Genomic DNA, 26,194 nt, shown 5'->3' with positions numbered 1-26,194 from the left:
AGCGGCGACCCTATGGCGATGATCGAAACGATCAACCTCACGAAGCGGTACGGCGACTTGATCGCGCTGGACTCACTCAACCTCACGATCAACGAGGGCGATTGCTTCGGCTTCATCGGTCCCAACGGCGCCGGCAAGACGACCACGATCAAGATCCTGGCGACCCTTCTCAAGCCCTCCTCGGGCCAGGCCATGATCGATGGCCTGACCGTCGGCTACAAGAACCGCCAGATCCGTCCGATCATCGGCTATGTCCCCGATTTCATGGGCGCGTACGAGGACATGGTCGTCACCGAGTATCTCGAGTTCTTTGCGTCCTGCTACAACATCCACGGCCCGCAGCGCCGTAAGGTCGTCAAGGACGTGCTCGACCTCACCGACCTCAACTACAAGGCCACCGCCGAGGTGAACTCGCTGTCGCGAGGCATGCAGCAGCGGCTCTCCATCGCCCGCGTCCTGCTCCACGATCCCAAGGTGCTGCTGATGGACGAGCCCGCCTCCGGCCTCGATCCTCGCGCCAGGATCGAGATCCGCGAGCTGCTCAAGGAACTCAAGCGGATGGGCAAGACGATCATCATCTCGTCCCACATCCTGCCGGAGTTGGGCGAACTCTGCAACGTCGTCGGCATCATCGAGCGAGGCCAGCTCCTGTTCCAAGGGACGATCGATCAGGCCGTCCACCGGGCCCGCCTCGGGCATGTCGTTCTCGTCTCGGTCGTCGACCGACCGACCGATGCCATGGCACTGCTGCAGCGCACTCGCGGTGTCGCCAAGGCCGTGGTGCTCGACGCCGCGGGTCCCGCGCGTGGCCGGACCGCCGTCGACGGCTTCTCGGGCAATGGTCACACCATCCAGGTTACGCTCGATCCGGCCGCGAAAGTGGAACTCTCCGACATCCCCAACCTGCTGGTCAACAACGGCTTCCGCATCACCAAGTTCGCCGAGGAGTCGGTGAACCTTGAGACGGCGTTCATGCGACTGACCAAGGGTGTTGTTCAGTAGGCGTGCGTCGTTGCTTACCGGTTCCGCCGCAGTGCCACGACGGTAATGTCGTCGGCCCGGTGGTCCACCTGGAACTGGTCCAGCGCGGCGAGGATATCGGTGCACAACTCCCGGACCGGCTCGCCATTGGATTTCGCGAGGAGCGCCGCGAACCGCTGCTCGCCGAACATCGCATGATCCGGCCCCCGGCCCTCGGGTACCCCGTCGGTGAACAGGACCATCGTCTCACCCGCCGCCAGCGTGGTTTCGGCCTGGGTGTACCTCGCCTCAGGGAGCACCCCGAGCACGGTTCCGGTTACCTCGCCGAACATCACGGGTTTCCGGTCGGCGGCCATGCGGTACGGCCTTGGATGCCCCGCGTTCGCGTACAGGAGCCGGCCCGTTGCCGGATCGAACTGGGCAAGAAAGATCGTGAGGAACAGGCCTGACGAGTTGTCCTGAACGAGGATCGCATTGGCGCGATTCAGCAGTTCCGCCGGCTCCAGGGACTCCTGCGCGAGGTTGCGGATGACGGTCCGCGACACGGCCATCAGCATCGCCGCCGGGATCCCTTTGCCCGCGACGTCCGCGATCACCACGATCAAACGCCCGCTGGGCAGCAGGAAGTAATCGTAGAAGTCTCCCGCCACGCCCCGAGCCGGTGCATTGACAGCGTGCAGCGAGAACTCGTCGTGATCCGGGAAGGGTGGGAACCGACGCGGCAGCAGCGATGCCTGAATTTCTCTCGCGACTCGGAGTTCGGCCTGGACCGCCTCCCGAGCCGCGGTCTCTTTCCGCAGCTCGACGATGTATCCGCGAATTCGTGCCACCATCTCGCTGAACGTGCGGGCAAGGTCGCCGATCTCATCCGTTCTCGTGTCGTCGATGGACGCGGTCATGGATCCATCGACCCCCACCTGCTTGACGGCGCTCGCCAGCCTCTCGATCGGGCGAGCAATCCGAACGCCCAGCACCGTGACCACCCCCGCAATGATGGCCAGTACCGCCAGCGCCAGCACGGCCCGCTCCCGCAGGGCCGCGAGCACTGGAGCCATGATCTGTGCCTCGGGGGCCGCGGTGATGTAACTCCAGCCCGTCGAGATGATCGGCGCAAATGACAGCAGTAACGGTTCGCCCGTCGTCGGGTCTCGCATCGAGATGGTGTCCCGCTGGCCGGAAGCCAGCCGCCGTCCGAGCGACCGCAGGTCCTCGCGCTCGAGCCGGTCGGCCACCTCGAAGATTGTGTCGCCCAGACCCAGTTCCTCGTCCGGCCAGGCCAGGAACGCTCCCCGTTGGCTCAGGATGCCCACGCGCCGGCCGTGTATCCCCGAATCCGTCCCCACCTGCTCGACCAGGCGGCGGAGGTCGTTAAACGAGACGTCGACGGTCACGACCCCAGCGAACTTTCCGTCACGAAAGAACGGTGCCGAGTAGGTGCACATCACGACATCGCCGCCGCCCTCGTCGAGGTACGGCTCGGTCCATGCGGGCCGGCCGGTCTCCCTGGGAATTCTGTACCACGACCACCGTGGATCGGTGTAGTCGTAGAAGTCCGCGATGTCCTTCATGATGATCGGGTTGTCGCCCGTAAAATCATCCCCCGGCAAGGACGGGGCTCTGAAGGAGTACGCGGCGAACAGGTCTTTCCCCGGCGGCCCCTGACCCGGCTCGAACGCGATGCATGACCCGAACACAAACGAGTTCTGGTCGACGTTGAGTTCGGTAATACGGAACAGCGTTCCGATCGAGAACAGCGGCCGCTCCTGGATCAGCGTCGCCATGGCCCGGGCGGTCTGCGATACCGTCTCAAACTGGGCGTCCAGCCGTTCTGCCAGGGAATCTGCTCTCTGGGACAGCGCCGCTCGTGTCTGCTCGTGCGCTGCGGTACGGCCTGCATCAAACTCGAAGGCCAGGAATGCCCCAGCAATGATCACCAGCGGGATGAGCGTCGACAGCAGCAACTTCCAGCGGATCGACAATCTCACGCGACGGGGCTCCTGGGACTCTGGAGCATACCTTGAACGGAGCCCCGCGGCCGGGTGACACCTGGGCCGGACCAGCCGGTACACTTGTTTCCCGGGCCCATGCGCCCCCGAACCGGAGGTCAGAATGTTCACTCGCCGTTGTCGCGTTCCGAGGGCCTCTCACTTGGCGGTTCTCTGCGGAGCTCTCTCAGGTGCAGCCATCGCGTTGGCCGAGCCCCCGGCCTATCCCGAGGCTCCCATTGGCGATACGGTCGACACCTACCACGGCGTCTCAGTCGCCGACCCTTACCGCTGGCTCGAGGATGCCGATACCCCCGGCTCGCGGGCGTGGATCAACGCCGAGAACGCCCTGACCAGGTCCTATCTGAGCGGGGTGCCACAGTTGGAGGCGATCAAGCAGCGGCTGACCGAACTGTGGAACTTCGAGCGTTGGGGCACCCCCTCCAAGGACGGTGGACGCTACTTCGTGACCCGCAACTCGGGTGTCCAGAACCAGTCTCCGCTGTATGTCCTCGACTCGCTGGGCGCCGAGCCCCGGCTGCTGCTGGATCCGAATACCTGGAAAGCCAACGGCACCATGTCCCTCGCCGGTTTCGCGGTCAGCGACGACGGCAAGCGCCTCGCCTACGGGATCGCCGAGTCCGGCTCGGACTGGAACGTCTGGAAGGTGTGCGACGTCGAGACTGGCAAGGACCTCCCGGACCAGCTTGATTGGGTCAAGTTCTCCGGCGCATCCTGGATGAAGGACGGATCCGGGTTCTTCTACTCACGGTACGACGCTCCCGAAGAAGGGGCCGCGCTCAAGGGCGTCAACTACTTCCAGAAGGTCTACTTCCACGCTCTCGGCACCGACCAAGCCGCCGACACGCTCTTCTACCACCGTCCCGACCAGAAGGAGTGGGGGTTCGGGGCCGGCGTGACGGACGACGGACGCTACGTCGTCATCACCGCCAGTCACGGCACGGACCCGAAGAACCGCGTGTTCTACCGTGACCTGAAGGCCAAGCCGCTGGGACAGGCCGATGAGCCCGGTGCGGCGATGCCGCTGCTCACTGATTTCGACGCGTCGTACGACTTCATCGACAACGACGGCCCTGTCTTCTGGTTCAAGACGGACCTGGACGCTCCCCGGGGGCGCGTCATCGGCATCAATGTCAACCACCCGGAGCGGGTGAACTGGCAGGAGATCATCCCGCAACAGGCCGAAACGCTGCAGGGCGTCTCCACCGTGGGCGGGCTCTTCCATGCGTCCTATCTCAAGGACGCCCGCACCCAGGTGCGCGTCTTTGACCTCAAGGGCAAGCACATCCGGGACGTCAGCCTCCCCGGCATCGGCACGGCGAGCGGCTTCGGCGGCAAGCGGTCCGACACCGAGACGTTCTACACGTTCTCAGGCTACACCACCCCCGGCACCGTGTATCGGTATGACCCCGCGACGGGCAAGAGCGAGGTCTTCCGCAAGCCCAGCGTGAAGTTCAACCCCGATGACTACGAGACTGCCCAGGTCTTCTACACGTCCAAGGACGGCACACGGGTCCCGATGTTCATTACGGCCAAGAAGGGCCTGAAGAAGACCGGGTCCAACCCCACGCTGCTCTACGGCTACGGCGGCTTCAATATCCCGCTGACGCCGTCGTTCTCCCCGGCCACTCTGGTGTGGCTGGAGATGGGCGGCGTCTTCGCCGTCGCCAACATCCGGGGCGGAGGCGAGTACGGCGAGGAGTGGCACCAGGCCGGCACTCGCACCCGCAAGCAGAACGTCTTCGATGACTTCATCAGCGCGGCCGAGTACCTGATCAAGGAGAAGTACACCTCGACCCCCAGGCTCGCGATCCACGGCGGGTCGAACGGCGGTCTCCTTGTCGGCGCCTGCATCACCCAGCGGCCCGACCTCTTCGGCGCCGCCATTCCGGCGGTCGGCGTCCTGGACATGCTCCGGTTTCCCAAGTTCACCATCGGCTGGGCGTGGTGCAGCGACTACGGCAACGCCGAGACCGACGAGGCCGAGTTCAAGGCGCTCTATGCCTACTCCCCGTACCACAACATCAAGAAGGGCACGTGCTACCCGGCGACGCTCATTACCACGGGCGACCACGACGACCGCGTCTTCCCGGCGCACTCGTTCAAGTTCGCCGCGGCGCTGCAGGCGGCGCAGGGCTGCGACAATCCGCTGCTGATCCGCATCGAGACCGAAGCCGGGCACGGTGCGGGCAAGCCAACCTCGAAGATCATCGAGGAGCGTGCCGACATGTGGGCCTTCCTGGTTCGGGCGCTCAAGTTCACTCCGACGATCGAGTCGAGCGAGGCCGCGGCCGGTAAGTAGCGGGACTTCCACGATCCGGCCGACGAGTGATGGCCTGGCCAGCGCTCAGCGGCTTCTCGGACTTGGCCTGCGAAGTCGGCTTTGCGTGATCGGTCCAGTCCGACCCCGCGGGCAGGCCTTTTTCGCTCCGCGTTCGCGCCCATCCTGCGGGTTGCCGATACCAAGTCTTCCGTTTGCGCGGAGGACTTCATGCGCCCCACATCGTCCGTTTCGTCGTCCACGCCGGGCCCGTTCTTTGAGGCCCTCGAACCGCGTGTGCTCTTCGCTGTCGACCCGGTGACCCAGGACAACCCGGTCTGGTTCATTCCCCGCGGCAGCGCGGTCGTGGACGGCGTGCTGAACGACGCGGACTGGGACGCCGCGTTCACCATCACGCGCACGCAGCCAACCCGCCCGGACAGCCTCGCCGTCATCCGCATGATGTATACCGACGCCGGCGTGTTCCTCAGCGCCGACGTGCAGGACCAGAACATCTGGGCCGACGGCATGGGTGGCACCTCGGGCCAGCGGTGGGAGGTCGAGTCCGACGACTCCATCACGTTCTACTTCGATCCCGATCGATCGGCGGACGAATACTTCCAGCCGGGTGACCGGGCCTTTGGCGTCAACCTTGCCTCGATGCTCGACGCCGTGAACGGTGGGGGCAGCAGTGCCGCCCGCCGGTGGAAGTTCATCAACGGCAACGGCGCCGGCGGCGGCGCCGACGTCATCCCGGGCGGCGACATCCCGGTCGGCACGGTCTATGCCTCATCGGTGCGGGGCACCATCAACAACCCGTCGGACATTGACCAAGGCTGGAGCATCGAGATGTTCCTCCCATGGGAGGTCCTTGGCATTTCGGGGGCATCCCACGGCACGACGATCGGGATGAACTTCGACATGATCCAGGACAACGATGGGGGGGTCCGCAACCTCATCGACAACCGATCCAACCCGGATCCGAATGTCCGCTACCTCCAGCCGCACTTCATCGACGACCACATCCAGGGCTCGCACAGCAGTTATACCGGCACCCAGGCCGGCATCCGCGGTCCCGTCAACTACGCACAGGCGATGTTCATCGACTCGCGCGCCGGCATGCGCCCCGCGGCCGTCTCCGACCTGAGCGTCTTCAACGTTGGATCGCGCGGCGCCACGCTCGCCTTCTCCTCCCCGGCCGGCACCACCACCGGGCTGGGCAATGTCGATCGTTACGAGATCCGGTACTCGACCACTCCGATCACCTCCGATGCCCAGTGGCTCGCGGCGACCGAGGCGATCAACGCCTACGCCCCACGCCTCGCCGGCCTGCCCGAGCAGCTCCGCATCGCCGAACTCACGCCTTCGACGACCTACTTTGTTGCCGTCCGGTCCATCGACTTCGCCGGTTCGTATTCCGACCTGTCGAACCTGGGCACCTTCACCACGCTCGCGTCGTCCCCCGGCGACCGAGGACGGATCATCCCCGCCCCCAGCGGCAACATGCTCATGTACGAGAACGGCGACCCGTTCATCGTCGTGGGCGACCACCTCGGCCTCTCCTGGGGGTACACCCGCCAGTTGTTCCCGGGCAGGATCTGGGACGACATCAACCAGATCTACCAGAACTTCTCCACCCACATCCCATACGAGGGGGAGTACGGCCCGTACTTCGATTCCCTCGCCGCGAGCGGCGTGAACACGATGCGGCTCTACCTCGAGCTGCAGAACGTGTACTACGAGGGCAACCCCAACCCGCCGGACGGGATGTACTGGCTCGAGAGCGCCCCCGGGCAGTACAACGACGAGATGCGGCAGTTCATCGTCAATGTCCTGCGGGAGGCCTCCGCCCGCGGGATCAAGATGATCTTCAGTCCCTTCGACACGTATTCGTACGACGAGGCGTTCGGCAACGAGGGGCCCTGGTCGACCAACTTCGGCGGCCCCCTGACCAGCATCGACGACTTCTTCCAGACCCCGCAGACCCTCGCCATCTCCAAGCACCGGATGCAGACGCTCATCGGCTGGGTCGCCCAGAGCGGCTACGCCGACTCGCTCCTGGGCTGGGAGCCCGTCTCCGAGTGGGACAGCTACGAGTGGACCCTCAATGCCGAGGGCAACGGCGAGCCCGGCCGCGAGACCGAGATGCGCCGCCGCGCCCAGTGGGTCGACGACCTCGCGCTGTTCATCAAGCAGCGCGACCCCAACCACCTGGTCTTCAACTCGACCATCGTCCGGGATCCCCGCGGCCCGCAGGCCCGCGAGGTCTTCTACTCCCGCACCTTCGATGCCCTCACCCCGCACCTGTACAGCAACGCCAACGAGGGGCCCTACTACAACCCCCAGCAGGATAAGTCGGTCCTCGCCGCGATCGAGAGCGGGTACCTCACCTCGTACTGGATGACCCACCGCATCGACAACCGCGCGATCCTCAACGGCGAGTGGGGCATGACCCGCGTGGCCTGGCCCAACAACCGGCCCGAGTACTCCTCTGCCTTCACCCAGCAGCAGGACGAGGACCTGTACCGCACGATGATCTGGTCGAGCTTCGCCTCCGGCCAGTTCGGCACGGCCCTCCGGATCAACACCGAGGAACTCGACTGGAACTACTACCTGCTCACGCCCGCCATGCGAACCAGCCAGCGCACCTTCTCGAACTTCGTGAACTCCGGCTCGCTGGGCCTTGATTTCGGGCACTTCACGCTTCGGTCGCTCGCCGGGCAGATCACCGCCTCCGCTCCCGGCCGCTCGCTCCTCTCCTGGGGCGTTTCGGACGGCGCCCAGGGCGTCGCCTACATCCTTCAGAACGGCAACGTCAGCACCGGCACCGTGACCAACGGCGTGCTCACGATCTCGGGCCTCGATCTCAACCGCCTGTTCGACATCGAGGTCTGGTCTACCGCCGCGGGTGTCACGGCGCCGCTTGCGACGATCCCGGGCATCTTCGTTTCAACCGGCGACCTGTCGATAAACCTCCCCGCGTTCGGTCGCGACGTCGCGATCAAGTTCAAAGCACGCCCGGTCCAGGCCCAGTCGCAGCAGATCGTCTCCATCGACGCCGCCGGCTCGATCGTCACCTTCAGCCTCGGTCTCGACGGCCAGCCCGTTGCCCACATCGTCGACTCGGCCACCGGTCTGGTCACCATCCAGGACGTCGCCGCGCTCTCAAACTTCCGCGGCCGCGTGGTCGACATGACGCCGATGAAGACCGCCGACGGCCTCATCCGCCTCGCCATCACCGACGACCGCAGCCACATGTGGTTCCTGACGGGGGACATCAAGGCCGGCGCTTGGAACGCCGTCGATCTTACGGCCCTCATCGGCGCGCCAGGCGTCAGCGGCGACCTGACCTCCTACCTCCCCTCCTGGGGCTCCATCCACGTCGCCGCGCTTGACGCCCGCGGCCATGCCATCAACTACTGGTACGCGCCAGAGTGGGGTACCTGGCAGTTCACCGACCTCACGCAGAGCTTCGACGGTCCTGTTCTGACCGGCGGCCTTACCGGGTTTGTCACCGGTTGGGACGGCCTCAACCTCGCAGGCCTCAACGACCAGGGCGAGATCATCGTCTATTGGTGGGCCCCCGGGATCGAGCAGTTCAACGGCGGCAATCCCTACCAGTGGCTCGTCCAGAACATGACCGCGGTGCTCGACGGTCCGCGATTCGTCGGCCAGCTGGATGCATTCGTGACCGCCTGGGGCGGGCTCAACGTTGTCGGCCTGACCGCCGATGGCGACGTCTGGTCGTATTGGTGGTCGCCGCAGCTGAAGGCCGACAACGAGGCCGCCGGCCGGCCGAACCTCTGGGCCATCTCCAATCTCACCGAAGCGTCGGGATCAACCCAGGCGATGGCGAAGGGCGTCGAAGTCGGCGTGTCGGCCGATGGAGGGATCAATGTCTTTGCCATCGATCCCTCCGACAACCTCACGATGTTCCGCTGGATTCCGGGCAGTGTCTGGCGCTCCACCAATGTCACCGCCGCCACAGGGGCTCCGAAGGCGGGTCTTCCGCTCGGCTCCGCGGCGGCGGGCAACCGCCTGGTCGTGGCCAGCCGGGCCAAGGACGGCACCAGCCGCCTGACCCTGAGCATGCTCACGCTCAGCGTCGACCAGTGGTTCTCGCAGGAATACTCGCTCGCCTTCGCCGCGTAGGCCAGTAAGGCAACTCAGTTGGCCTTGCCGATGACGCCGCCGGCGGCGATCACTTCCTTCGCCACGTCGATCAGCGGCCGCCGGCTGTCCCTGGCCAGCCGCTGCAGTTTCTCGTGGGCTTCCGGCTCGGTGATCCCGAGTTTCTCGACCATCAGCCACTTGGCCTGTTCGACGGTGCGGCGGTTCGCCAGGTTAGCCTCCAGCTGTCCGATTCGGTGGCTGCGGTAGCCATCCACCGCGGACCGCTGGCGGGCGATGCTCAGCGCCACACGCACATCGTCCCCGGAGACCGGCTTGAGCAGGTACCCATAGATGCCCGTCTCGGCGCCGTGCTGGCGGATCTGGGCCAGGTGCTCGTTATCTGAATAGGCCGACACCATGATCGACGGGATGGCGAGTTCCTCGTGCAGCACCAGCGACACATCGATGCCGTTCATCTTCGGCATCCGTATGTCCAGCAGGGCTACCTCGGGCTTGTGCTTGCGAGCCAGCTCGATCGCCTTCACCCCGTCGTCCGCCACTCCGACAACGTCGTGGCCGAGTTCCTTCAGAATCGCCACCAGCCCGAGCGCAACGAGGTGCTCATCGTCCGCCACGAGCACTCGACAAGGACCATGGGGAACCTGGACCGGATCGTTCCGACTCGATTCCTGACCGTGTTTGGACATCACTGCAGTGGACTCCAGCCGTGCCACGTCAAGTTCTCCTCACCCATTCACGGCACCGCTTTCGCGCGCACCCCGCCGCCACACGAACGATTCGCCGATCTGGGATCACGGCTCGTCTTGGAGCATCCTGCAAACGCTTGAGGCTACCGCGGATCTGCATCGGTCGTCAAGCATCGTGCGCGTGTCAATCATGCTCAGTGCAGTCTTCCGATGCCGAAAAAAAACTGCTGTTCTGGCACAATTCCACGAACCCGACCTGAACGTGCCCGCTTCAGACCATCGGAATGCAGTTCGGTAGGCGGTCGCACACCGGGCCGAATGACCTCAAGTGGGGAGCCGCGATTCGGCCGCAGTGATCGCTACTCCAGCCAGTCCTTTGCCCGAAGCCGCTGCGGTACGTACGTCTCCGTCACGTACGAGATGTCCTTCGTAATGAGCGACTCGACTTCCATCTTGAACCCGTTGCCGAGCAACCCCGAGATTTCCCGTTGCCATCCCTTGTGGTGCTCGAACCACGGGTACGCGGCGATCTCCTTCGCCCGCTTGATATCCGTGTCGTTGAGCGAAATCTGAACGTCATCGGTAAGGTCGCACTCCTTGTAGTCCTTGGCCCGGATGCCGATGAACTTCGCCTCGGGGATCGCCAGCCGCTCCGATTCGAATGCCAGCGAGATCGATCCTTGCTTGATGACGCTGTAGATGTAGTGCCCCCACGGGTCGCAGTCGAGCAGGCAGTAGATTGGAAGCCCCAGTTCCTCGTTCAGGCGTCTCAGCAGTCTCCGGACCCCGCGTGGCGGCTGCCCGCCCCCTTCGGTCAGGATGCAGTTGTGTTTCTCCCAGAATCGGTCTTCGTTGAAGCGGCTCCACACCGTGTTCTTCTCGACGTGCAGCACGAACTTCGCCTCGCACTTCTTGAACTGGATGATGTCCGGTTCGACGATGCTCGGGATCGCGTACCCGCCCGATCCCATCCTCCTGCAGTCGATCTCGTCCCCCGTGTCCACCAGCGTGATGTTCCCGACGATCGTCCCCGCCTTCTTGGCGAAGATGTGCAGTTCCTCCCGCAGCGCCCCGATCGTGACCTCCAGGTCCTCGAGAATGCCGTCCGATTCCCCCTGGTCGCCGAACGTCTTCTCCGACGTCCCCGCCACCGTGTGCAGCCCCTTGTAGAACATCGCTCGCAGGCTCAGCGTTTTGTCCGCCCCGATCAGTTCCCGGATGCTGTTGGAGTGGAGCATCGTCTGCATGAACAGCTTCGCCTGGTTCAGGTTGAACAGCTGCCGATCCTGGGCGGCCTCGCCCATCTGCAGGATTCCCTTCTTTCTGTTCCAGATCGTGTTCGACCTCGCCCGCGTCGGCACCTCCAGCGTCGGCTCCTTTCCCGCGAACGTCCGCTTGGCGAGGTCGTCCGCCAGCGACACGATCTTCTTGAGCGTGACAACATCTCGCTCCTTGGAGCGTTTCGAGGTTCCCGCGCGGGCCGTCGTCGACTGGGTCTTCTTCGCCATTTGGGCCTCTCTCGGATCTGGGGCGACCGCTCGCGATCATTCCTCTACGCGCACAAATCTCAGCAGGTCCCGTGAGCTATTCGACAACGTCAGTTCACCGTTTGACACGGTGTACCGCGTCGCATCCGCAAGTCCGCTGACAAACCTGGACTCCATCGCCATCGCCGCGGGCGAACCGGCCATCCGTGTTGTCGCCGCGAGGCCCATCTCGAACTCGCCGCGGGCGAGGGCCTCCAGGTCCACGGACGAGTTCAGCTGGTTGATCCCGGTGAACCCGAAGATCATCCCGTCCACCGAAACGGTCAGCGTCGGCGCCCTGCCCCCTTCATCCTGAACGGCCTTGACGTCGACCCCCTCGATCTGCGTGAGCCGCCACGTTCCGAAGATGCTCGACCCCGAGCCCGGTGTCATCGACGGTGACGAGGCGCACGCCGCGAGCCACGCAGTCACGGCGATCGCCAGCACTGTGGCACCGACTCGCGTCCAGAGTCCGCTCATGTATCCCATAGCCATACTCCCTCGAATCCGCGTGTTCACCGCGTCTAGAACAGCCCGGGCTCATCCGCCGGCACCAGTTTCCCGTTCACCAGCCGCATCTTCGGTTTCGTGCCCTTCGGTGACGTTCCGATCTTCTTCGGCGTCTGCCCGGCCGGCTCGGCAGCCTCCCTCGCAGCGGCCCGCTTCTCTCTAACCGGGCTTTTCGGCTGCCGGGCTCGCCCCGAACGAGCCGACCGCTTCGCGGGCTCGACATCCAGCAGCGACGGGTCCTCGTCCTCCCGCGCCATTCCGGTCACCTTCAGCTTCGCCCTCTCCGCCTTGCTGAGCGACAGCGGCGGCGAATCCCCCTCATCACCTCCCTGCCTGCCTGCGATCGCGCTCTCGACGATGATCACCCCATCCTGCTCGCCCGGGTCGTCCTTTACTACCTTGCCCTCATCGTCCAGTACCTGATCCGCCACCGCCGTCCGCACCCGAGCCTGCTCGAGCAGCGCGTCGTATAACCGCTTCGCATCCGTGCCGTTGATGGCGTGGACTGCCTTCGCGATCTCGCCGATATACCGCTCGAATACGTCCCTCCGCTCGCTCTGCCGCCTCATCGCCTGCCGCTTGCGCAGGTAGGTCCCCAGTTTGCGTCCGCACTCCATCAGCGCGAGCTTCATTTCCTTGCGGATCTCGTCGTAGTCCGCGATCGCCTCTTTGCTCTCGCTCGTGAACGGCACCCACACGCTCGCCATGTGGATCATGATGACCAGCGGCCCGACCGGCAGGCTCCCCCGCGGGTGCTGCAGGTTGTAGTTCTTCCACGAGGTTTCGACGACCGCCTTGAACGACGAGCACGCGCTCTGCTGGAACAGCAGCGGCACCCGGTTGGCAAAGCGGATCACCCGGGCGGTCTCCTCCGCCACCAGTTCCCCGCCGAAGGCGATCGCCGCCTCGATCTGGAACGGCCGACCCCGGTACACGGCAGCATCTCTGGACGACGCCGCGTAGAACTCGGCCTTCACGCCCTTAAGCATCCCCGCCAGCAACTGCCGCACCCCGATCGGCGCCAGACAATCCGTCGGCGGCGGCGGAAGCCTGGCGTCCTGCAACTCGCGGAACAGCTTCTCCGCCAGCGCGTGGTCGACATCCGTCACCTTGGTCCTGCTCGTCAGCTTCACCTTCGCGCACAGGCTGCTCGCGGTCGCCGCGGACACGCGGCTGAACTTGTCCTGCAGGAAACTGAACAGCGAATACCCCCGCCGCTCCTCTTCCGCCTCCTTGAGCATCTGCAGCAGGATCCCCAGTTCGATCCCCTTGGGGTGCGGCTGGATCTCCTTCGTCTCCGGAGGGAGCTCCGACACTCCGCGCGGAAACAGCGTCACCCCGTTCGCCTCGAGGGTCTTCTCCGGCTCGGGCGCGGCGGGTGCCTCCGCCGACTTGCCATCCTTGAGCAGGGGGATGTCATCCTCCTCCGCTGCGCTCTCCTTGGACGGCGGGACAAACGTGATCCGTGCATGCGGGTTCGCAATCGCCGTCAGTTCCAGGAACTCGTCGACCGACCCCCGTCCCCTCTGGTACCGGCCCTCCAGCTCGATCGAAACGCTCGTCCCCGTCGGGTAGTCCGCCGCCCGCAGGAACCACTCCTCGCGAGTGCCCGGGCTCAGCCCCCGCAAACGCTCGGGCGGAAAATCCCTCGTCTCCGTGTCAACCGTGACCTCGGCACGGTTGGTCTTTGTATTCATCGCCAGTTCGATGTGGTGCGCCGGCTTGTTGGCGCTGGGCCGCGTGTGGATCACCATCGGCTTGCCCGTGGTGATCAGCCCGTACATCCCCGCGGCGGAGATCCCGATCCCCTGCTGGCCCCGCGACATCTTGAGCCGGTGGAACTTCGACCCGTAGAGCAGCCGGCCGAAGATGTGCTCGACCTGCTTCTTCACGATCCCGGGCCCATTGTCCACGATCGTCAGCCGGTACCGCGAGGACTTCAGCGTTGTCGGCCGCTCCGGCTGCAGATCCTCGATCACCACGGTCACGTCCGGGAGGATCCCCGCCTCCTCGCACGCATCCAGCGAGTTGTCCACCGCCTCTTTGACGGTGGTCAGCAACGCCTTCCGGGGGTTGTCAAACCCCAGCAGGTGCCGATTCTTGGCGAAGAACTCCGAAACGGAGATATCCCGCTGCCGCCCGGCCATCGTCTCGGCCGTCACCCGTGCAGACTGTTTGCGAGAGGAAGTGGATCGGGGCATGTCGACTTCGCCGTTCGAGACAGTGGGAACGGGTCCCTCCCGCGGCTTCCGTGCCTGAGTCGTGGTCATACTTGGAGGATAGCCAATGCCCGATCCGCCCGGTGCTGCAAAGAGCATGCTCATACCGGCTTCATCGGGAATCAGCCGATCCCCGCTGAAACGACGCAGAGCACATTGGAGTCTCCTTGAGCCCTGAGTCCTCACTCCGGCGGATACACTAGCCCACTGATCAGGAAGTCCATGTGCGGGTGCGTGCCGTGCGGTGGATCAGCTGAATCGATCAACTCCGGGAGTTCGGCCTTGATCACCGGCCGCTGCCTCGACGATTTCGAGCCTGCCGAGATCGTTCGGCTCCTCCGGCTCACGCCGCACGACGAGGGTGGGTACTTTCGCCAGACGTACGAGTCTTCTTGGACCACTCCGGTCTCGGGCCGCGACGGCGCGACACGGGTGGGAATGAACACGATCTACTACCTGCTCACGGAGGACAGGCCGATTGGCCGGCTGCACCGCAATCGCTCCGACATCGTCCATTACTTTCACGGCGGTTCTCCACTCACCTACATCCTTGTTTCCCCCGAAGGCGTGCTCGAAACACGGACGCTCGGACGGGATCCGTCTCGCCTGGAATCGCTTCAACTCGTGGTGCCCGGAGGAACCTGGAAGGCAACCCATTTGCACGCCGGGAGATTCGGGCTGCTCAGCGAGGTCGTGGCGCCGGGCTTCGACATGCGTGATCGGGAGCTGGCCTCTCCGGAGGAGACGCGTCGGCGATTTCCATCACTCTGGAATCGACTCTCGCTCTACGTGTCCCAGCATGCCGCTTCGTAGCGGCGGATTCGATCCGCTGATCGACGTGGCCGGCCGGGAAACGCTCGCACTTCACGAAAAAAGCCCCGAGGCGGGCTCGGGGCCTGGAAGCGGAGAGGGGGGGATTCGAACCCCCGATGACCCGGAGGCCATACCGGTTTTCGAGACCGGCGCGTTCAACCGCTCTGCCACCTCTCCGGTGGTGGTGCATGGTTGGATTGCCGGACCGGATCGTCAACTGCGATCCACCGGTCAATTGGGCGCCGGGCGGGGATACGCGCCGCAATCCGGCGAGTTCTACTGGTCCTTGGCCTCGAACTCGGCGTCGATCACGTCGTCGCCCTTCTTGCCGTTGCTCTGCGGACCCGGCTCGGCCGGGCCACCGGGACCAGGGGCCGCCCCACCGGTCGCCTTGGCCGCCTCGGCCTGGTAGACGGCCTTGCCGAGTTCCATCGAGACTTTCTCTAGGTCCCGCATCGCGGCCTCGATCGGCTCCTTGTCATCGCCCTTGATCTTGGCCTCGAGGTTGGTCAGGCTCGACTCGATCTGGCCGCGGACCTCTGCGGTGACCTTGTCGCCGTGCTCCTCCAGGGCCTTGCGGGTCTGGAGCACAAACGCGTCGGCGCGGTTCTTGAGGTCCACCAGTTCGCGCCTCTTCTTGTCCTCTTCGGCGTGGGCGGCGGCGTCCGCCTTCATCTTCTCGATCTCCTCTTTCGGGATTCCGCCCGAGTTGGAGATCTTGATGTCGGACTTCTTGCCGGTGCTCTTGTCGGTCGCGGTGACCGTGAGGATGCCGTTGGCGTCGATAGCGAACTCGACCTCGATCTGCGGCACGCCGCGGGGCGCAGGAGCGATGCCGGAGAGTTCGAACTGCCCCAGCGTGCGGTTGTCCTTCGCGAACTCCCGCTCGCCCTGTAGGACGTGGATCATCACGCTCGGCTGGCTGTCGCTGGCGGTCGAGAAGACCTCCTTCTTGCTTGAGGGGATGGTCGTGTTGCGCTCGATGAGCCTGGTCATGACTCCACCGAGCGTCTCCACGCCCAGCGAGAGCGGGGTCACGTCGAGCAGCAGCACATCCTTGACCGAGCCGGAGAGCACGCCGCCCTGGATGGCGGCTCCGACGGCGACGACCTCGTCCGGGTTGACGCTCCGGTTGGGTTCCTTGCCGAAGATCTCCTTGGCGATCTGCTGCGTCTTGGGCATGCGCGTCGAGCCGCCGACGAGAACGACCTCGTCGATCTTGCTCGCATCGATCTTCGCATCGGCCAGAGCCTTGGTGCAGGGCGCCTTGAGCCGGTTGAACAGGTCTGCCGTGAGCGACTCGAACTTCGCCCGGGTAATGGAAACCTGCAGGTGCTTGGGGCCGTTCTGGTCGGCGGTGATGAACGGCAGGTTGACGGTCGTCTCCTGCATGGTCGAGAGCTCGATCTTCGCCTTCTCCGCCGCCTCCTTGAGCCGTTGCAGGGCCATCGCGTCCTTGCGGATGTCGATCCCCTCCTTCTTGCGGAACTCCTCGGCGATGAACTCGATCAGCCGCTGGTCCCAGTCGTCGCCGCCGAGGTGGGTGTCGCCGTTGGTTGACAGCACCTCGAAGACGCCGTCGCCGACATCAAGGATCGACACGTCGAATGTGCCGCCGCCCAGGTCGAACACCGCGATCTTTTCGTTCTTCTTCTTGTCCAGCCCGTACGCCAGCGCGGCGGCCGTGGGTTCGTTGATGATCCGCTCAACCTTGAGGCCGGCGATCTCGCCCGCGTCCTTGGTGGCCTGGCGCTGAGCATCGTTGAAGTACGCGGGCACGGTGATGACCGCGCGGTCGACCTTCTCGCCGAGGTAATCCTCGGCCGTCTTCTTCAAGTCCTGGAGGATGAACGCGCTGATCTGCTGCGGTGTGAACTCCCCCTGGTTCACACGGACCTTCACGAACGCCTCCGGCTCGCCGACGATCTGGTAGGGGACGAGTTTCTCTTCGGACTCGACCTCCGTGTGGCGCCGGCCCATGAACCGCTTGATCGAGAAGATCGTGTTCTTAGGGTTGGTGACCTGCTGGTGCTTGGCGGGCTGCCCGACGAGCCGCTCGCTCTTCTCGGTGAAGCCCACCACGCTGGGCGTGATGCGGTTCCCCGAAGAGTTGATCAGGACCTTGGGCTGTCCCCCCTCCATGACGGCGACGACGGAGTTGGTCGTGCCGAGGTCGATTCCAATGATCTTGCTTGATGCCATTCGACTTCTCCCTGATGCGGGGGCGGCGATCCGCACCCATGCCACGTACCAATGCAACCGGGGTGCCAACCGAGCAGGACCCAAATCCAGCTTCGGACCCCGCTCTCGCTCAGGCCCGCACGGCCATCCGTTGCCGCCGTGGCCCCAACCACACCGGAGCCTGCCGATCTGGCAGCCATTCCCGGCGGTCGGGTGGCTTCCGAATAAGCCAATACACTGCGCGACCCAATGCCTTCGTCTCTCCTTGTACGTGCCGCAGCGTCCGTCGACGCCCCGCCGCGGCTGCTTGGCGTGCTGCCCGAGTTGTTCGAGGGGTGCGGGTCCCTCGGCAGCAGCCCGCGCCAGGTGGTGGCGATCCTCAAGCGTGCCGGAGTCTCGAAGGGTGACCTTGTGCTCGATCTGGCCTGCGGCAAAGGGGCCGCGGCTGTCGCCATTTCCCAGGCATTTGGGTGCAGGGTTCGGGGCGTCGATGCCATGCCTCCGTTCGTTGCCGCGGCGGATCGTGCAGCGGGGGCCGCAGGCGTTTCCGGCCGGTGCACGTTTCGGGTAGGCGACGTTGAGCGAGTACGCCTTCGGCCGTACGCGGATGTCGCGATCATGTTGGGACTGTTTGGGGCGGACCGGGCCCCGGCGGTCCTCCGGCGTTCGGTGCGGTCGGGGGGCCTGTACCTGCTCGATGACGCATTCCGCGCCGGACCCGTGAGCGTTGATGGCGTGGGCGAGAGTTATGCCAGTGTTCCCACGCTTCGCGAGGCCCGGGCCTTCTTGACAGCCACGGGCGACACCATCGTCCGGGAGGTGGTCCCGACGCGGCGATCAATCGCGGCGTTGAATAAGTCCCTTTACCGAGTAATCAGTAGGAACGCCCGTCGGCTGATCGCCCGGCACCCCGCTATGACCGATGTCCTGAGGGCGTTTCTCGCACGCCAGCGGGCGGCCAACCGCATCCTCCTAGGCCCGGTCCGGCCGGCGCTGTGGCTCGTCCGGAAGTCGTGACGAGCCTCTGAGCTGTTTTGACCATCCACTGAGCCCGTTGAGCCCTAGCCTCGGGTGGCCATGGCCACCGGTGCACCGAGTTCGCGGCATTGCCTTGTCATCGGCGGCACGGGAATGCTCCGCGGCCTGTGCCTTGCCCTTGCCGGGAGAGGGTGCGTGGTCACCGTCATCGCCCGCTCCCATAAGAAGCTGGCGTCCCTCGCCGCGCAGGCCGATCCAGCCTCGACAATCCATCCACTGTCAGCGGACTACACCGACCTCGGGCAACTCGCGACGGCGGTTCGGATGGCCGCGGCAGCCCGCGGTCCCTTTGCCCTTGCGGTGTGCTGGGTCCACGCTCCATCTGCGGACGTGGTGCGGGCCGTGGCGGATCTGATCGCCGATGACTCGCGGCCGCCCATCATGGTCCACGTGCTCGGCAGTTCCTCGGCGGATCCGACCGGGCCATCGCTGCGAGTCGCCGGGTTGGATCTTCGTCGAGACATCGTCTGCAGGCGAGTCTGCCTGGGGTTCGTCGTCGAGCGCTGGGGTTCACGCTGGCTGACCGACGCCGAGATCTGCGATGGGGTTCTTGGGGCGTGTGAGTCGGAATCAGCAGAAAACACGGTCGGTACAGTAACCCCGTGGGAGAAGCGGCCGTAGCGATCGCGGTCACGGTATACGCCCGGCGACTATAGTGGCTAGTTCCCCTGACCCCATGTGCACGGCAGCGCCAATGACCACGATCGCCTACGAGAATCGCCGTCAATCGTCCCGTCGACCGCGGGTTGACGCCGGTCTGGAGTCCATCCGAGTCAAGGTCGATCGCGGCGAGAGATTGACACTTGCCGAGGGTGAGACGCTCTTTGAAACCACCGACATCTGGTCCGTGTGCGAGATGGCGGACCAGGTGCGCCGCCGGCTGCACGGGAACGCCGCGTACTACAACATCAACCGCCATCTGAACTATTCGAATGTGTGCGCGCTCTCGTGCAAATTCTGCGAGTTCTACCGCAAGAAGGACGATGCGGGCGCCTACACGCGGGACATGGACTATGTGGCCGACCAGGTGCGCCAGGCGGTCGAGGCGGGGGCGACGGAGATTCACAGCGTCGGCGGGTTGCACCCGTATCTGCCGTGGGACTACTACCCGGACCTGGTCCGGACCATCCGCGACACCGCCCGGTCGCTCGGCAGTGATCTGCACGTCAAGGCGTTCACCGCCGTGGAGGTCGTGCATCTCGCCAAGATCGCCAAGGTCTATCGGGCCGACGATCGGAAGGCGGGGATTCGCTGGGTGCTCGAGAGGCTGAAGGAGGCCGGGCTGGGGTCGCTCCCGGGCGGGGGCGCGGAGGTCTTTGACGACCGGGTGCACGACGAGGTGTTCAAGGGCAAGATCCGGTCGGATGTCTGGCTCGATGTCCATCGGGTGGCCCATGAACTGGGTCTCAACACCAATGCGACCATCCTGTATGGCCATATCGAGGATCGGCGGGAGCGACTGGTCCATATGGACATGCTCCGCAGGGCCCAGGACGAGGCGCTCTCACGCGTGGGCTACGCCGCAGCGGACGACGGTGTCATTACGCTGACCAGCCCGACGAGCGAGCGGTTGCCGACGCCGGCGATGACTGCACGGGGCGGTTACTTCCAAACCATCATCCCGCTGCCGTTCTTTCCCGATGGCAGCGACCTTGAGCACCTTCCGGGGCCTTCAGGGCTGGAAAACCTCAGGACTCTCGCGGTCTCGCGGCTGATGCTCGACAACTTCCCACACGTCAAGGCCTTCTGGATCATGCAGACGCTGCCGATGGCGCAACTGATGCTGCAGGCCGGGGCGGATGACGTCGATGGAACCGTCGTCTGGTACGACATCACGAAGGTCGGCGGCGCCTCGACACACCAGGAGGTGAACGTCTGGACGCTTCAACGGGCGATCCGCGAGGCGGGCTTCGAACCTATCGAGCGAGATACCTTGTATCGTCCGGTTGTTCGGGAGGGTCGAAACTGGGCGGTGGCGGCGGGCTAGGTGGTTTCGTACACCGAAAGCCGTGTTGCATTCACCCGGCGGCGGCCTCGAACGTGCCTTTGTGAGCAATATGTGGGAAGTTGACGGCGTGGTTCGGATTTGTTAGGCTTGCCGCCATGCTGCACGCCCTGCCGAGAGGAAGCTGGTTCCTGCTCTCGATCCTCGCCGTTCTGGCGATCGCCGGTTCAGGCTGCGATCGGCGGGCGGCTGAGGTGAAAGAGAGCCTGTTCGCCCTCGGCACCGCCATCGAGAACCAGGATGGCGAGGCCGCATCGAACCTGTATTCACAGTCCTCCATTGAGTATTGCGACCGGATTGTCAAGCTCGCGAAGACGGCGAAGCGGGCCGATATCGCGTCGCTGAAGCCCCTGGACCGCATGCAGATTCTGCTGCTGCGAAACCGCGTCCCGTCCGCGGAACTCAAGAAACTGGACGGCAAGGGGATGATCAGGCTAACGGTCTCCAAGGGGTGGTGGTTCGGAAGCAACGACGGGGTTTCGGATGAGGACGAGCTCGGCAAGATCAAGGTGAGCGGCGCGACGGCGTGGGTTGACCTTGAACTCGATGCGGGCTCAAACTACGCCGCGAAGTACATCTTCGATCACGCCGACCGAAAGCGATACCTTCGCCTCACAAACGAAGAAGGACTATGGAAGGTGGACACCACTTCCACGCACGACACCACCAACGAACTGCTCGCCAAGATCATCAAGGCGCAAGGCAACGGGAATATCGAGCAGGTGTTGGCGGAGTTGGAGGAGAGGATGTCTGGAAAGCAGGTTGCTCCAACGGTATGGGATCCGCCGCGGTAGGGGCAGTGGTGGTAGGTGGGGAGAGACGGGTGGGGGTAAACCAGACTCAGGGGTGATCGTGATGCGCGGAACTCTCAGTCGTATTGGGTCTGCTGTTTCGGCTGTGTTGGGCGTGCTGGTTACGTCCTTCCTGGTCACGGCGATGTCCGGATGTGACAGCCGCGCATCGCAGATCCGAGAGTCGCTCAAGCAGCTTGTCGAGGCTGTTGAGGGTCAGGATGGCCGCACAGTGGCGTCGCTGTATTCCAAGAGCACCGTTGACCACTACGGCGAACTCGTGAAGCTCGCGAGGGAGGGAAAGCGCGAGCAGATCGCAAAGCGATCGGTCAACGACCGCGGGATCATCCTGATGCTCCGGCACCGGCTCACCGGGGCGCAACTCAGGCAGCTCGATGGCGCCGGCACCATCGCCCTGATGGCCGACCGCGGGTGGTGGGGGATCGATAACGGCGTCGAGGAATACGGCAAGATCAGGGTGAGCGGGAACACGGGCTGGATGGAGGTACGGGAGCCCGATCGGCGGGTGACGCGGTCTGGCCGCCGCTGGCTGGAGGACACTCGCCGCACGTACAACGTCCGCTTCTACTTGGAGGACGATGTGTGGAAGATGGATGAGACGTCGCTGTTCCAGTTGTGGGAGGAGCTGCTGGAACGCGAGGTCAAGGCCGCGGGCATGTCGGCGGACGCGTTCCTGATCGAGGTAGAAGAGATGCAGAGCGACACGCCCGTTCCACGGAACATCTGGGACACGCCGCCGAAGAAGTAGCGGCCACAGCCGCGGCGCCCGCAGCCGATGCGGGTTGACGCGGTATTACACGATGCACGCGCCCGCCGGCTCGTGTCTTCCCGGTCGGTGAGAGCGGGGAGGGCGGATGAATGCGCGGCGGTCGCTACGCTTGGGACGACATGCCGCCGCGTCATGACCCGTACGCCGCGATGAAATCGGTGAACTACCGCCGCTTTGTCGGCGGATGGGTCTTCTCCTCGACCGCTCTGCAGATGCTCTCCGCCGCCATTGCGTGGGAGATCTATGAGCGAACCGGATCGGCGATGGCGCTGGGGCTTGCCGGGCTCGCCCGGGCTCTGCCGGTCGTGCTGATGGCGCTCCCGGCCGGACATGCGATCGATCTGTACGACCGGCGGCGGGTTCTGTCGCTCACGCAGGGCGGGTTCGCGATTCTCTGCGCGGCGTTTGCCGTGGCATCGTGGACACACGCGCCGGTGTGGTGCCTGTTCCTGCTGATCACCCTGACCGGTTGTGTCCGCTCCTGCAATGGACCGGCACGATCGGCTCTGCTGCCACTGATTGTCCCGCCGGATGTGTTCCAGAACGCCGTGGCGTGGAACAGCGGCGTGTTCCAGCTCTCGGCGGTGGCCGGGCCGCTCCTTGCCGGCGGCATCATTCACGTGACAGGCCAGGCCTGGCCCGTCTACGCCGCCGCGTCCGCGGGGTGTCTTATCTTCGCGGTCTCGGCGTCGTTGGTGAAGCCCGTCGAGGCCCCGCGCACGACGGGCGGCATGACCGTCGAGTCCATGGTGGCCGGCATGGGGCATGTGTGGAGGGAAAAGACCGTTCTGGCGGCGATCTCGCTGGATATGTTCGCGGTGCTCCTGGGTGGGGCAACGGCGCTGATGCCCATCTACGCGGAGATCCTGCATGTCGGCTCTGTCGGGTATGGAGCACTGAGGGCGGCTCCGTATGCCGGGGCGTTCGCCATGGCGATCATCCTCGCGCACCAGCCCCCTTTCCGCCGGGCGGGTCGGGCGTTGCTCTTGTCGGTCGCCGCGTTCGGCGGGGCGACGATTGTGTTCGGGGTGTCCCAGTGGTTCTGGCTGTCGCTGGGCGCGCTGGCGTTCGCCGGGGCGGTCGACAACGTTTCGGTCGTCATCCGGCACATCCTGGTGCAGGTCCGGACGCCAAACGAGATCCGCGGCCGCGTCGGGGCGGTCAATAGCGTCTTCATCGAGAGCAGCAACGAACTCGGCGCGTTTGAATCCGGCGCGGTGGCCCAGGCGTTCGGCCCCGTGGTTTCGGTCGTGTCGGGAGGGATCGGGACGATTCTGGTGGTCGCGGGCATCGCCTGGCTCTGGCCGGAGATTCGGCGGCTGGGACCGCTGGACGAGATCGCGGCCACCGAGGGCGCCAAGCCGCGGAAGGCGCCCGCGCGGCCAGCAGACCCGGTGACGGTGCAGTGATTGAGAATCGACGCTCTGGCGGGCACGATGGGAGATCGGTAACCTGCAGACGCCGAACGTCACCGGCATCGGCCGAGAATCACCGGGAGTCGACGAGGGACCAGGACATGCCGCGAAGATCGGTTGTTGGAGTGCTCGCGGTTGTCGCCGTCGTGTGGAGCCTGGGCGTCACACGGGTACGGTCTCAGGACTCCGGGAGCGAGGCTCCGGCGTGGACGCTTCTTCACTGCGGGGAACTCCTGGCGGTGCCGGGGGGCGAGCCTGTCAGGCAGGCGACGATTGTCGTCAAGGGTGGGCGGATCGCCGAAGTCAGGCCGGGCTATTCCGAGCCGGCGGAGGTCGTCCCGGCAGGCGAGGTATCGGGTGTCCGCGTGGTCGATCTCAGGGACCGGTTTGTTCTCCCGGGACTCATCGACTGCCACACCCACATCACGATGGAGTTCACACCCGACATGCGGCTGCGGGCGGTGCAGAGCTCTGAAGCGGATGTCGCGATTCACGCGGTGGTGAACGCCCGCAAGACGCTCGAGGCGGGGTTCACGACGGTGCGGGATCTCGGTTCCATCGGGGACGCGGGGTTTGCCCTTCGGGACGCGATCGCGTCCGGGGAGGTGCCGGGGCCGCGCATCCTGGAGGCTGGGCGGGCGATCACGCCGACCGGTGGGCACGCCGATTCGACGCTTGGGTACCGGCAGGACCTGTTCGCGGTTCCCGGGGCGATGCAGGGGATTGCTGACGGCGCCGACGAGTGCCGCAAGGCGGTGCGTTCGCAGGTCAAGCGAGGGGCCGATGTGATCAAGGTGACGGCGACCGGCGGGGTGCTCAGCAACACGGCCGCGGGGATGGAGCAGCAGTTCATGGACGATGAACTCGTCGCGATCGTCGAGACCTCGCACTTGCTGAAGAGGAAGGTGGCCGCCCACGCCCACGGAGTCGGCGGGATCAAGGCGGCTGTGCGTGCGGGGGTGGACTCGATCGAGCACGGCACATTCCTGGACGACGAGGCCATGGAGATGATGAAGCAGCGAGGGACCTACCTCGTCCCGACGATCCTCGCCGGGAAGACGGTGGGCGAGCACGCCGAGACCCCCGGGTATTACCCGCCGAAGGTCGTCGTCAAGGCCCGTACGGTCGGCCCGATCATCCAGGAGACATTCGGAAAGGCGTACCGGGCCGGGGTCCGGATCGCCTTCGGAACCGATACCGGCGTGAGCGCCCACGGCGACAACGCCCGCGAGTTCGAGTACATGGTCGAAGCCGGGATGCCACCCGCCGAGGCCATCCGGTCGGCGACGATCGCGGCGGCCGACCTGTGCGGGATCCTGGCTGATGCAGGCACGATCGAGTCCGGAAAGGCGGCCGACATCATTGCCACAACCAGGAGCCCGATCGAGGACATCCGCGAACTGCGGCGGGTCGTGTTTGTGATGAAGGGCGGGGAAGTGTTCGTGAAGCCGGATGGGCGATGAGGGCGTAAAGTCGACTATGGCCGGCAGCGGGCACGGTGGTGAGCTTGGAACGGGCGACGCCCGGCGCGGGGCGTCTCGCGGCCTTCGCATGGCGCATGGCCTGAGCGGCAACGTTGACACACTCCGGGCCGCCGAGCAGGTGTGCGAACAGGTTGCCGCGGGGCTGGACCGAGCGTCGCCGGACTTGGTTACGGTGTTCTTTACAAGCCAGCACGCGGAAATGGCGGGCGCCCTTGGCAGGCTGATCCGGCGCCGGCTGGGTCCCAAGTGCCTCATCGGCTGCAGCGGCGAGACGGTGCTGGGCGGTGAGGTGGAGTTGGAGGGTGCCGCCGGCATCTCGATGCTGGCGGCCGCGATGCCGGGGGTTGGGCTGCACGCGTTCCGAACGGACCAGATGCCCGCCATGCTGCCGGGAGTGGCGCCGGACCTTGATGCGATGCGGGCCGCCACCGGGATGAGGGCGGACTACCGGGCGACCCTGCTCCTTGTCGACCCCTTCAGCGTCGCCATGAACACCCTGCTGCCGCTGCTCTCGGCAGCACGGCCTCGGGTCACCGGAGATCGGCGGGGTCCGATCATTGGTGGTATGGCTTCGGGCGCGATGAGGCCCGGGGGGAACGTGCTGTTGCTGGACGATGGAGTGTTCCAGTCCGGCTATGTCGGGGTGAGCCTCAACGGGGCGATCAGGGTCGACCCGCTGGTTTCGCAGGGATGCCGACCGTTCGGGCCAACGATGATCGTCACTGGTGCCAAGGGACAGATGATCCACTCCCTCGGGGGGCGCAAGGCCCTCGAGGTGCTCCATGAGGCCATCATGTCGATGGACGAGCCGCTGCGCGAACAACTCCGGCGCGGGGTGTTCATCGGCCGTGTCGTCAACGAGTACAAGGAGCGGTTCGGCCGGGGCGACTTCCTGATCCGCAATGTTGTCGGCGCGGATCAGGAGGCGGGCGTGCTCGCGGTAGCCGAGGTCATGCGGGCGGGGCAGACGGTGCGGTTCCACATGAGGGACGCGGCCACGGCCTCCGAGGACCTCGGCCTACTGCTGGACGCCCAGCAGCTTTACGGCGAGCCCGCAGGGACTCTCCTGTTCACCTGCAATGGGCGTGGCATGCGGCTCTTTGATGAGCCGAATCATGACGCCGCCGCGATCTGCCGCGCGTTTCTGCCCGAGGTGAGCGGGGAGGAGCGGGCCCGGGCGGGCCGGAAAATCGAGCCGGCAGGCGCTGCCGGGACGACCGCGGCGAGGTCCGCGAGCCCGCCGCTCGCCGGGTTCTTCGCCGGTGGCGAGATCGGTCCTGTTGGCGACGAGGTCTTCCTCCACGGGCACACGGCGTGCGCCGCGATATTCAGGGAAGAGTCGCCGAATCGGTGAC

18 protein-coding genes and 1 tRNA gene are annotated in these 26,194 nt (G+C 65.3%); 12 read left to right on the top strand and 7 right to left on the bottom strand.

Features of this window, described 5'->3' with window-relative positions; translation table 11 throughout:
* Nucleotides 1-18: 18 nt before the first annotated feature.
* Nucleotides 19-1,002, top strand: a complete 984-nt coding sequence (locus KF745_11180; protein ID MBX3358975.1) for an ABC transporter ATP-binding protein — start codon at nucleotides 19-21, stop codon at nucleotides 1,000-1,002.
* Between the two features lie 14 nt (nucleotides 1,003-1,016).
* On the opposite strand, the gene KF745_11175 is transcribed toward KF745_11180, so the two are convergent.
* Nucleotides 1,017-2,966, bottom strand: coding sequence for a SpoIIE family protein phosphatase (locus tag KF745_11175; GenBank protein ID MBX3358974.1), 1,950 nt, complete (start codon nucleotides 2,964-2,966; stop codon nucleotides 1,017-1,019).
* A gap of 205 nt (nucleotides 2,967-3,171) precedes the next feature.
* Between KF745_11175 and KF745_11170 the strand changes: the two genes are divergently transcribed.
* Nucleotides 3,172-5,289 carry a S9 family peptidase gene (locus tag KF745_11170; GenBank protein ID MBX3358973.1) on the top strand — a complete coding sequence of 706 codons (2,118 nt, stop codon included), beginning with the start codon at nucleotides 3,172-3,174 and terminating at the stop codon, nucleotides 5,287-5,289.
* 189 nt (nucleotides 5,290-5,478) lie between these two features.
* A complete protein-coding gene (locus KF745_11165; protein MBX3358972.1) occupies nucleotides 5,479-9,399 on the top strand; it encodes a hypothetical protein in 3,921 nt (1,306 codons plus the stop codon).
* Between the two features lie 14 nt (nucleotides 9,400-9,413).
* Here the strand turns inward: KF745_11165 and KF745_11160 are convergent, their stop codons facing one another.
* The 4 genes from KF745_11160 to KF745_11145 all read right to left on the bottom strand — a co-directional run bounded on the left by KF745_11160 (nucleotide 9,414) and on the right by KF745_11145 (nucleotide 14,373).
* The gene (locus tag KF745_11160; protein ID MBX3358971.1) at nucleotides 9,414-10,001 is read right to left on the bottom strand and encodes a response regulator; all 588 of its coding nucleotides are present in this window, start codon (nucleotides 9,999-10,001) and stop codon (nucleotides 9,414-9,416) included.
* Nucleotides 10,002-10,426: 425 nt separating this feature from the next.
* The gene (locus tag KF745_11155; GenBank protein MBX3358970.1) at nucleotides 10,427-11,575 is read right to left on the bottom strand and encodes a DNA topoisomerase IV subunit A; all 1,149 of its coding nucleotides are present in this window, start codon (nucleotides 11,573-11,575) and stop codon (nucleotides 10,427-10,429) included.
* Between the two features lie 36 nt (nucleotides 11,576-11,611).
* Nucleotides 11,612-12,082, bottom strand: coding sequence for an META domain-containing protein (locus tag KF745_11150; protein ID MBX3358969.1), 471 nt, complete (start codon nucleotides 12,080-12,082; stop codon nucleotides 11,612-11,614).
* 35 nt (nucleotides 12,083-12,117) lie between these two features.
* Nucleotides 12,118-14,373, bottom strand: coding sequence for a DNA topoisomerase VI subunit B (locus KF745_11145; protein MBX3358968.1), 2,256 nt, complete (start codon nucleotides 14,371-14,373; stop codon nucleotides 12,118-12,120).
* A 231-nt stretch (nucleotides 14,374-14,604) separates the two neighbouring features.
* Here KF745_11145 and KF745_11140 point away from each other — a divergent pair, with 231 nt between their 5' ends.
* The gene (locus tag KF745_11140) at nucleotides 14,605-15,135 is read left to right on the top strand and encodes a cupin domain-containing protein (GenBank protein ID MBX3358967.1); all 531 of its coding nucleotides are present in this window, start codon (nucleotides 14,605-14,607) and stop codon (nucleotides 15,133-15,135) included.
* A 90-nt stretch (nucleotides 15,136-15,225) separates the two neighbouring features.
* Here KF745_11140 and KF745_11135 read toward each other — a convergent pair.
* A tRNA-Ser gene (locus tag KF745_11135) sits at nucleotides 15,226-15,312 on the bottom strand.
* Nucleotides 15,313-15,411: 99 nt separating this feature from the next.
* On the bottom strand, nucleotides 15,412-17,337 hold the full coding sequence (dnaK, locus tag KF745_11130) for a molecular chaperone DnaK (GenBank protein ID MBX3358966.1): 1,926 nt from the start codon (nucleotides 17,335-17,337) through the stop codon (nucleotides 15,412-15,414).
* A gap of 228 nt (nucleotides 17,338-17,565) precedes the next feature.
* Between dnaK and KF745_11125 the strand changes: the two genes are divergently transcribed.
* From KF745_11125 to KF745_11090, 8 genes are all read left to right on the top strand, one after another.
* On the top strand, nucleotides 17,566-18,333 hold the full coding sequence (locus KF745_11125; protein MBX3358965.1) for a class I SAM-dependent methyltransferase: 768 nt from the start codon (nucleotides 17,566-17,568) through the stop codon (nucleotides 18,331-18,333).
* Between the two features lie 60 nt (nucleotides 18,334-18,393).
* Nucleotides 18,394-18,975 (top strand): hypothetical protein, encoded by a 582-nt coding sequence (locus tag KF745_11120; GenBank protein MBX3358964.1) that lies wholly within the window; start codon nucleotides 18,394-18,396, stop codon nucleotides 18,973-18,975.
* A 55-nt stretch (nucleotides 18,976-19,030) separates the two neighbouring features.
* Complete coding sequence (locus KF745_11115) at nucleotides 19,031-20,341, top strand: CofH family radical SAM protein (protein MBX3358963.1); 1,311 nt, start codon at nucleotides 19,031-19,033, stop codon at nucleotides 20,339-20,341.
* Nucleotides 20,342-20,457: 116 nt separating this feature from the next.
* Nucleotides 20,458-21,153: a hypothetical protein gene (locus KF745_11110; protein MBX3358962.1), complete on the top strand. Its 696-nt coding sequence runs from the start codon at nucleotides 20,458-20,460 to the stop codon at nucleotides 21,151-21,153.
* Between the two features lie 112 nt (nucleotides 21,154-21,265).
* A complete protein-coding gene (locus KF745_11105) occupies nucleotides 21,266-21,919 on the top strand; it encodes a hypothetical protein (protein MBX3358961.1) in 654 nt (217 codons plus the stop codon).
* A 140-nt stretch (nucleotides 21,920-22,059) separates the two neighbouring features.
* A complete protein-coding gene (locus KF745_11100; protein MBX3358960.1) occupies nucleotides 22,060-23,349 on the top strand; it encodes an MFS transporter in 1,290 nt (429 codons plus the stop codon).
* A 107-nt stretch (nucleotides 23,350-23,456) separates the two neighbouring features.
* The gene (locus tag KF745_11095; protein ID MBX3358959.1) at nucleotides 23,457-24,818 is read left to right on the top strand and encodes an amidohydrolase family protein; all 1,362 of its coding nucleotides are present in this window, start codon (nucleotides 23,457-23,459) and stop codon (nucleotides 24,816-24,818) included.
* 16 nt (nucleotides 24,819-24,834) lie between these two features.
* Entirely contained in the window at nucleotides 24,835-26,193 is a 1,359-nt protein-coding gene (locus tag KF745_11090; GenBank protein MBX3358958.1) for an FIST C-terminal domain-containing protein, read from the top strand.
* Nucleotide 26,194 lies beyond the last annotated feature (1 nt).

It is taken from the genome of Phycisphaeraceae bacterium (assembly GCA_019636655.1).
Taxonomy (GTDB): domain Bacteria; phylum Planctomycetota; class Phycisphaerae; order Phycisphaerales; family UBA1924; genus JAHBXB01.
The sequence above is the reverse complement of the archived record's forward strand: the minus strand, read 5'-3'. Positions and strand labels throughout refer to the sequence as shown.

What these genes read in the sequence shown, in the direction of transcription:
- KF745_11180 (MBX3358975.1), top strand. Translation starts at nt 19, where the DNA reads ATGATCGAAACGATCAACCTCACGAAGCGGTACGGCGACTTGATCGCG.
- KF745_11165 (MBX3358972.1), top strand. Translation starts at nt 5,479, where the DNA reads ATGCGCCCCACATCGTCCGTTTCGTCGTCCACGCCGGGCCCGTTCTTT.
- KF745_11155 (MBX3358970.1), bottom strand. Translation starts at nt 11,575, where the DNA reads ATGGCGAAGAAGACCCAGTCGACGACGGCCCGCGCGGGAACCTCGAAA.
- KF745_11150 (MBX3358969.1), bottom strand. Translation starts at nt 12,082, where the DNA reads ATGGGATACATGAGCGGACTCTGGACGCGAGTCGGTGCCACAGTGCTG.
- KF745_11145 (MBX3358968.1), bottom strand. Translation starts at nt 14,373, where the DNA reads ATGACCACGACTCAGGCACGGAAGCCGCGGGAGGGACCCGTTCCCACT.
- dnaK (MBX3358966.1), bottom strand. Translation starts at nt 17,337, where the DNA reads ATGGCATCAAGCAAGATCATTGGAATCGACCTCGGCACGACCAACTCC.
- KF745_11125 (MBX3358965.1), top strand. Translation starts at nt 17,566, where the DNA reads ATGCCTTCGTCTCTCCTTGTACGTGCCGCAGCGTCCGTCGACGCCCCG.
- KF745_11120 (MBX3358964.1), top strand. Translation starts at nt 18,394, where the DNA reads ATGGCCACCGGTGCACCGAGTTCGCGGCATTGCCTTGTCATCGGCGGC.
- KF745_11115 (MBX3358963.1), top strand. Translation starts at nt 19,031, where the DNA reads ATGTGCACGGCAGCGCCAATGACCACGATCGCCTACGAGAATCGCCGT.
- KF745_11110 (MBX3358962.1), top strand. Translation starts at nt 20,458, where the DNA reads ATGCTGCACGCCCTGCCGAGAGGAAGCTGGTTCCTGCTCTCGATCCTC.
- KF745_11100 (MBX3358960.1), top strand. Translation starts at nt 22,060, where the DNA reads ATGCCGCCGCGTCATGACCCGTACGCCGCGATGAAATCGGTGAACTAC.
- KF745_11095 (MBX3358959.1), top strand. Translation starts at nt 23,457, where the DNA reads ATGCCGCGAAGATCGGTTGTTGGAGTGCTCGCGGTTGTCGCCGTCGTG.
- KF745_11090 (MBX3358958.1), top strand. Translation starts at nt 24,835, where the DNA reads ATGGCCGGCAGCGGGCACGGTGGTGAGCTTGGAACGGGCGACGCCCGG.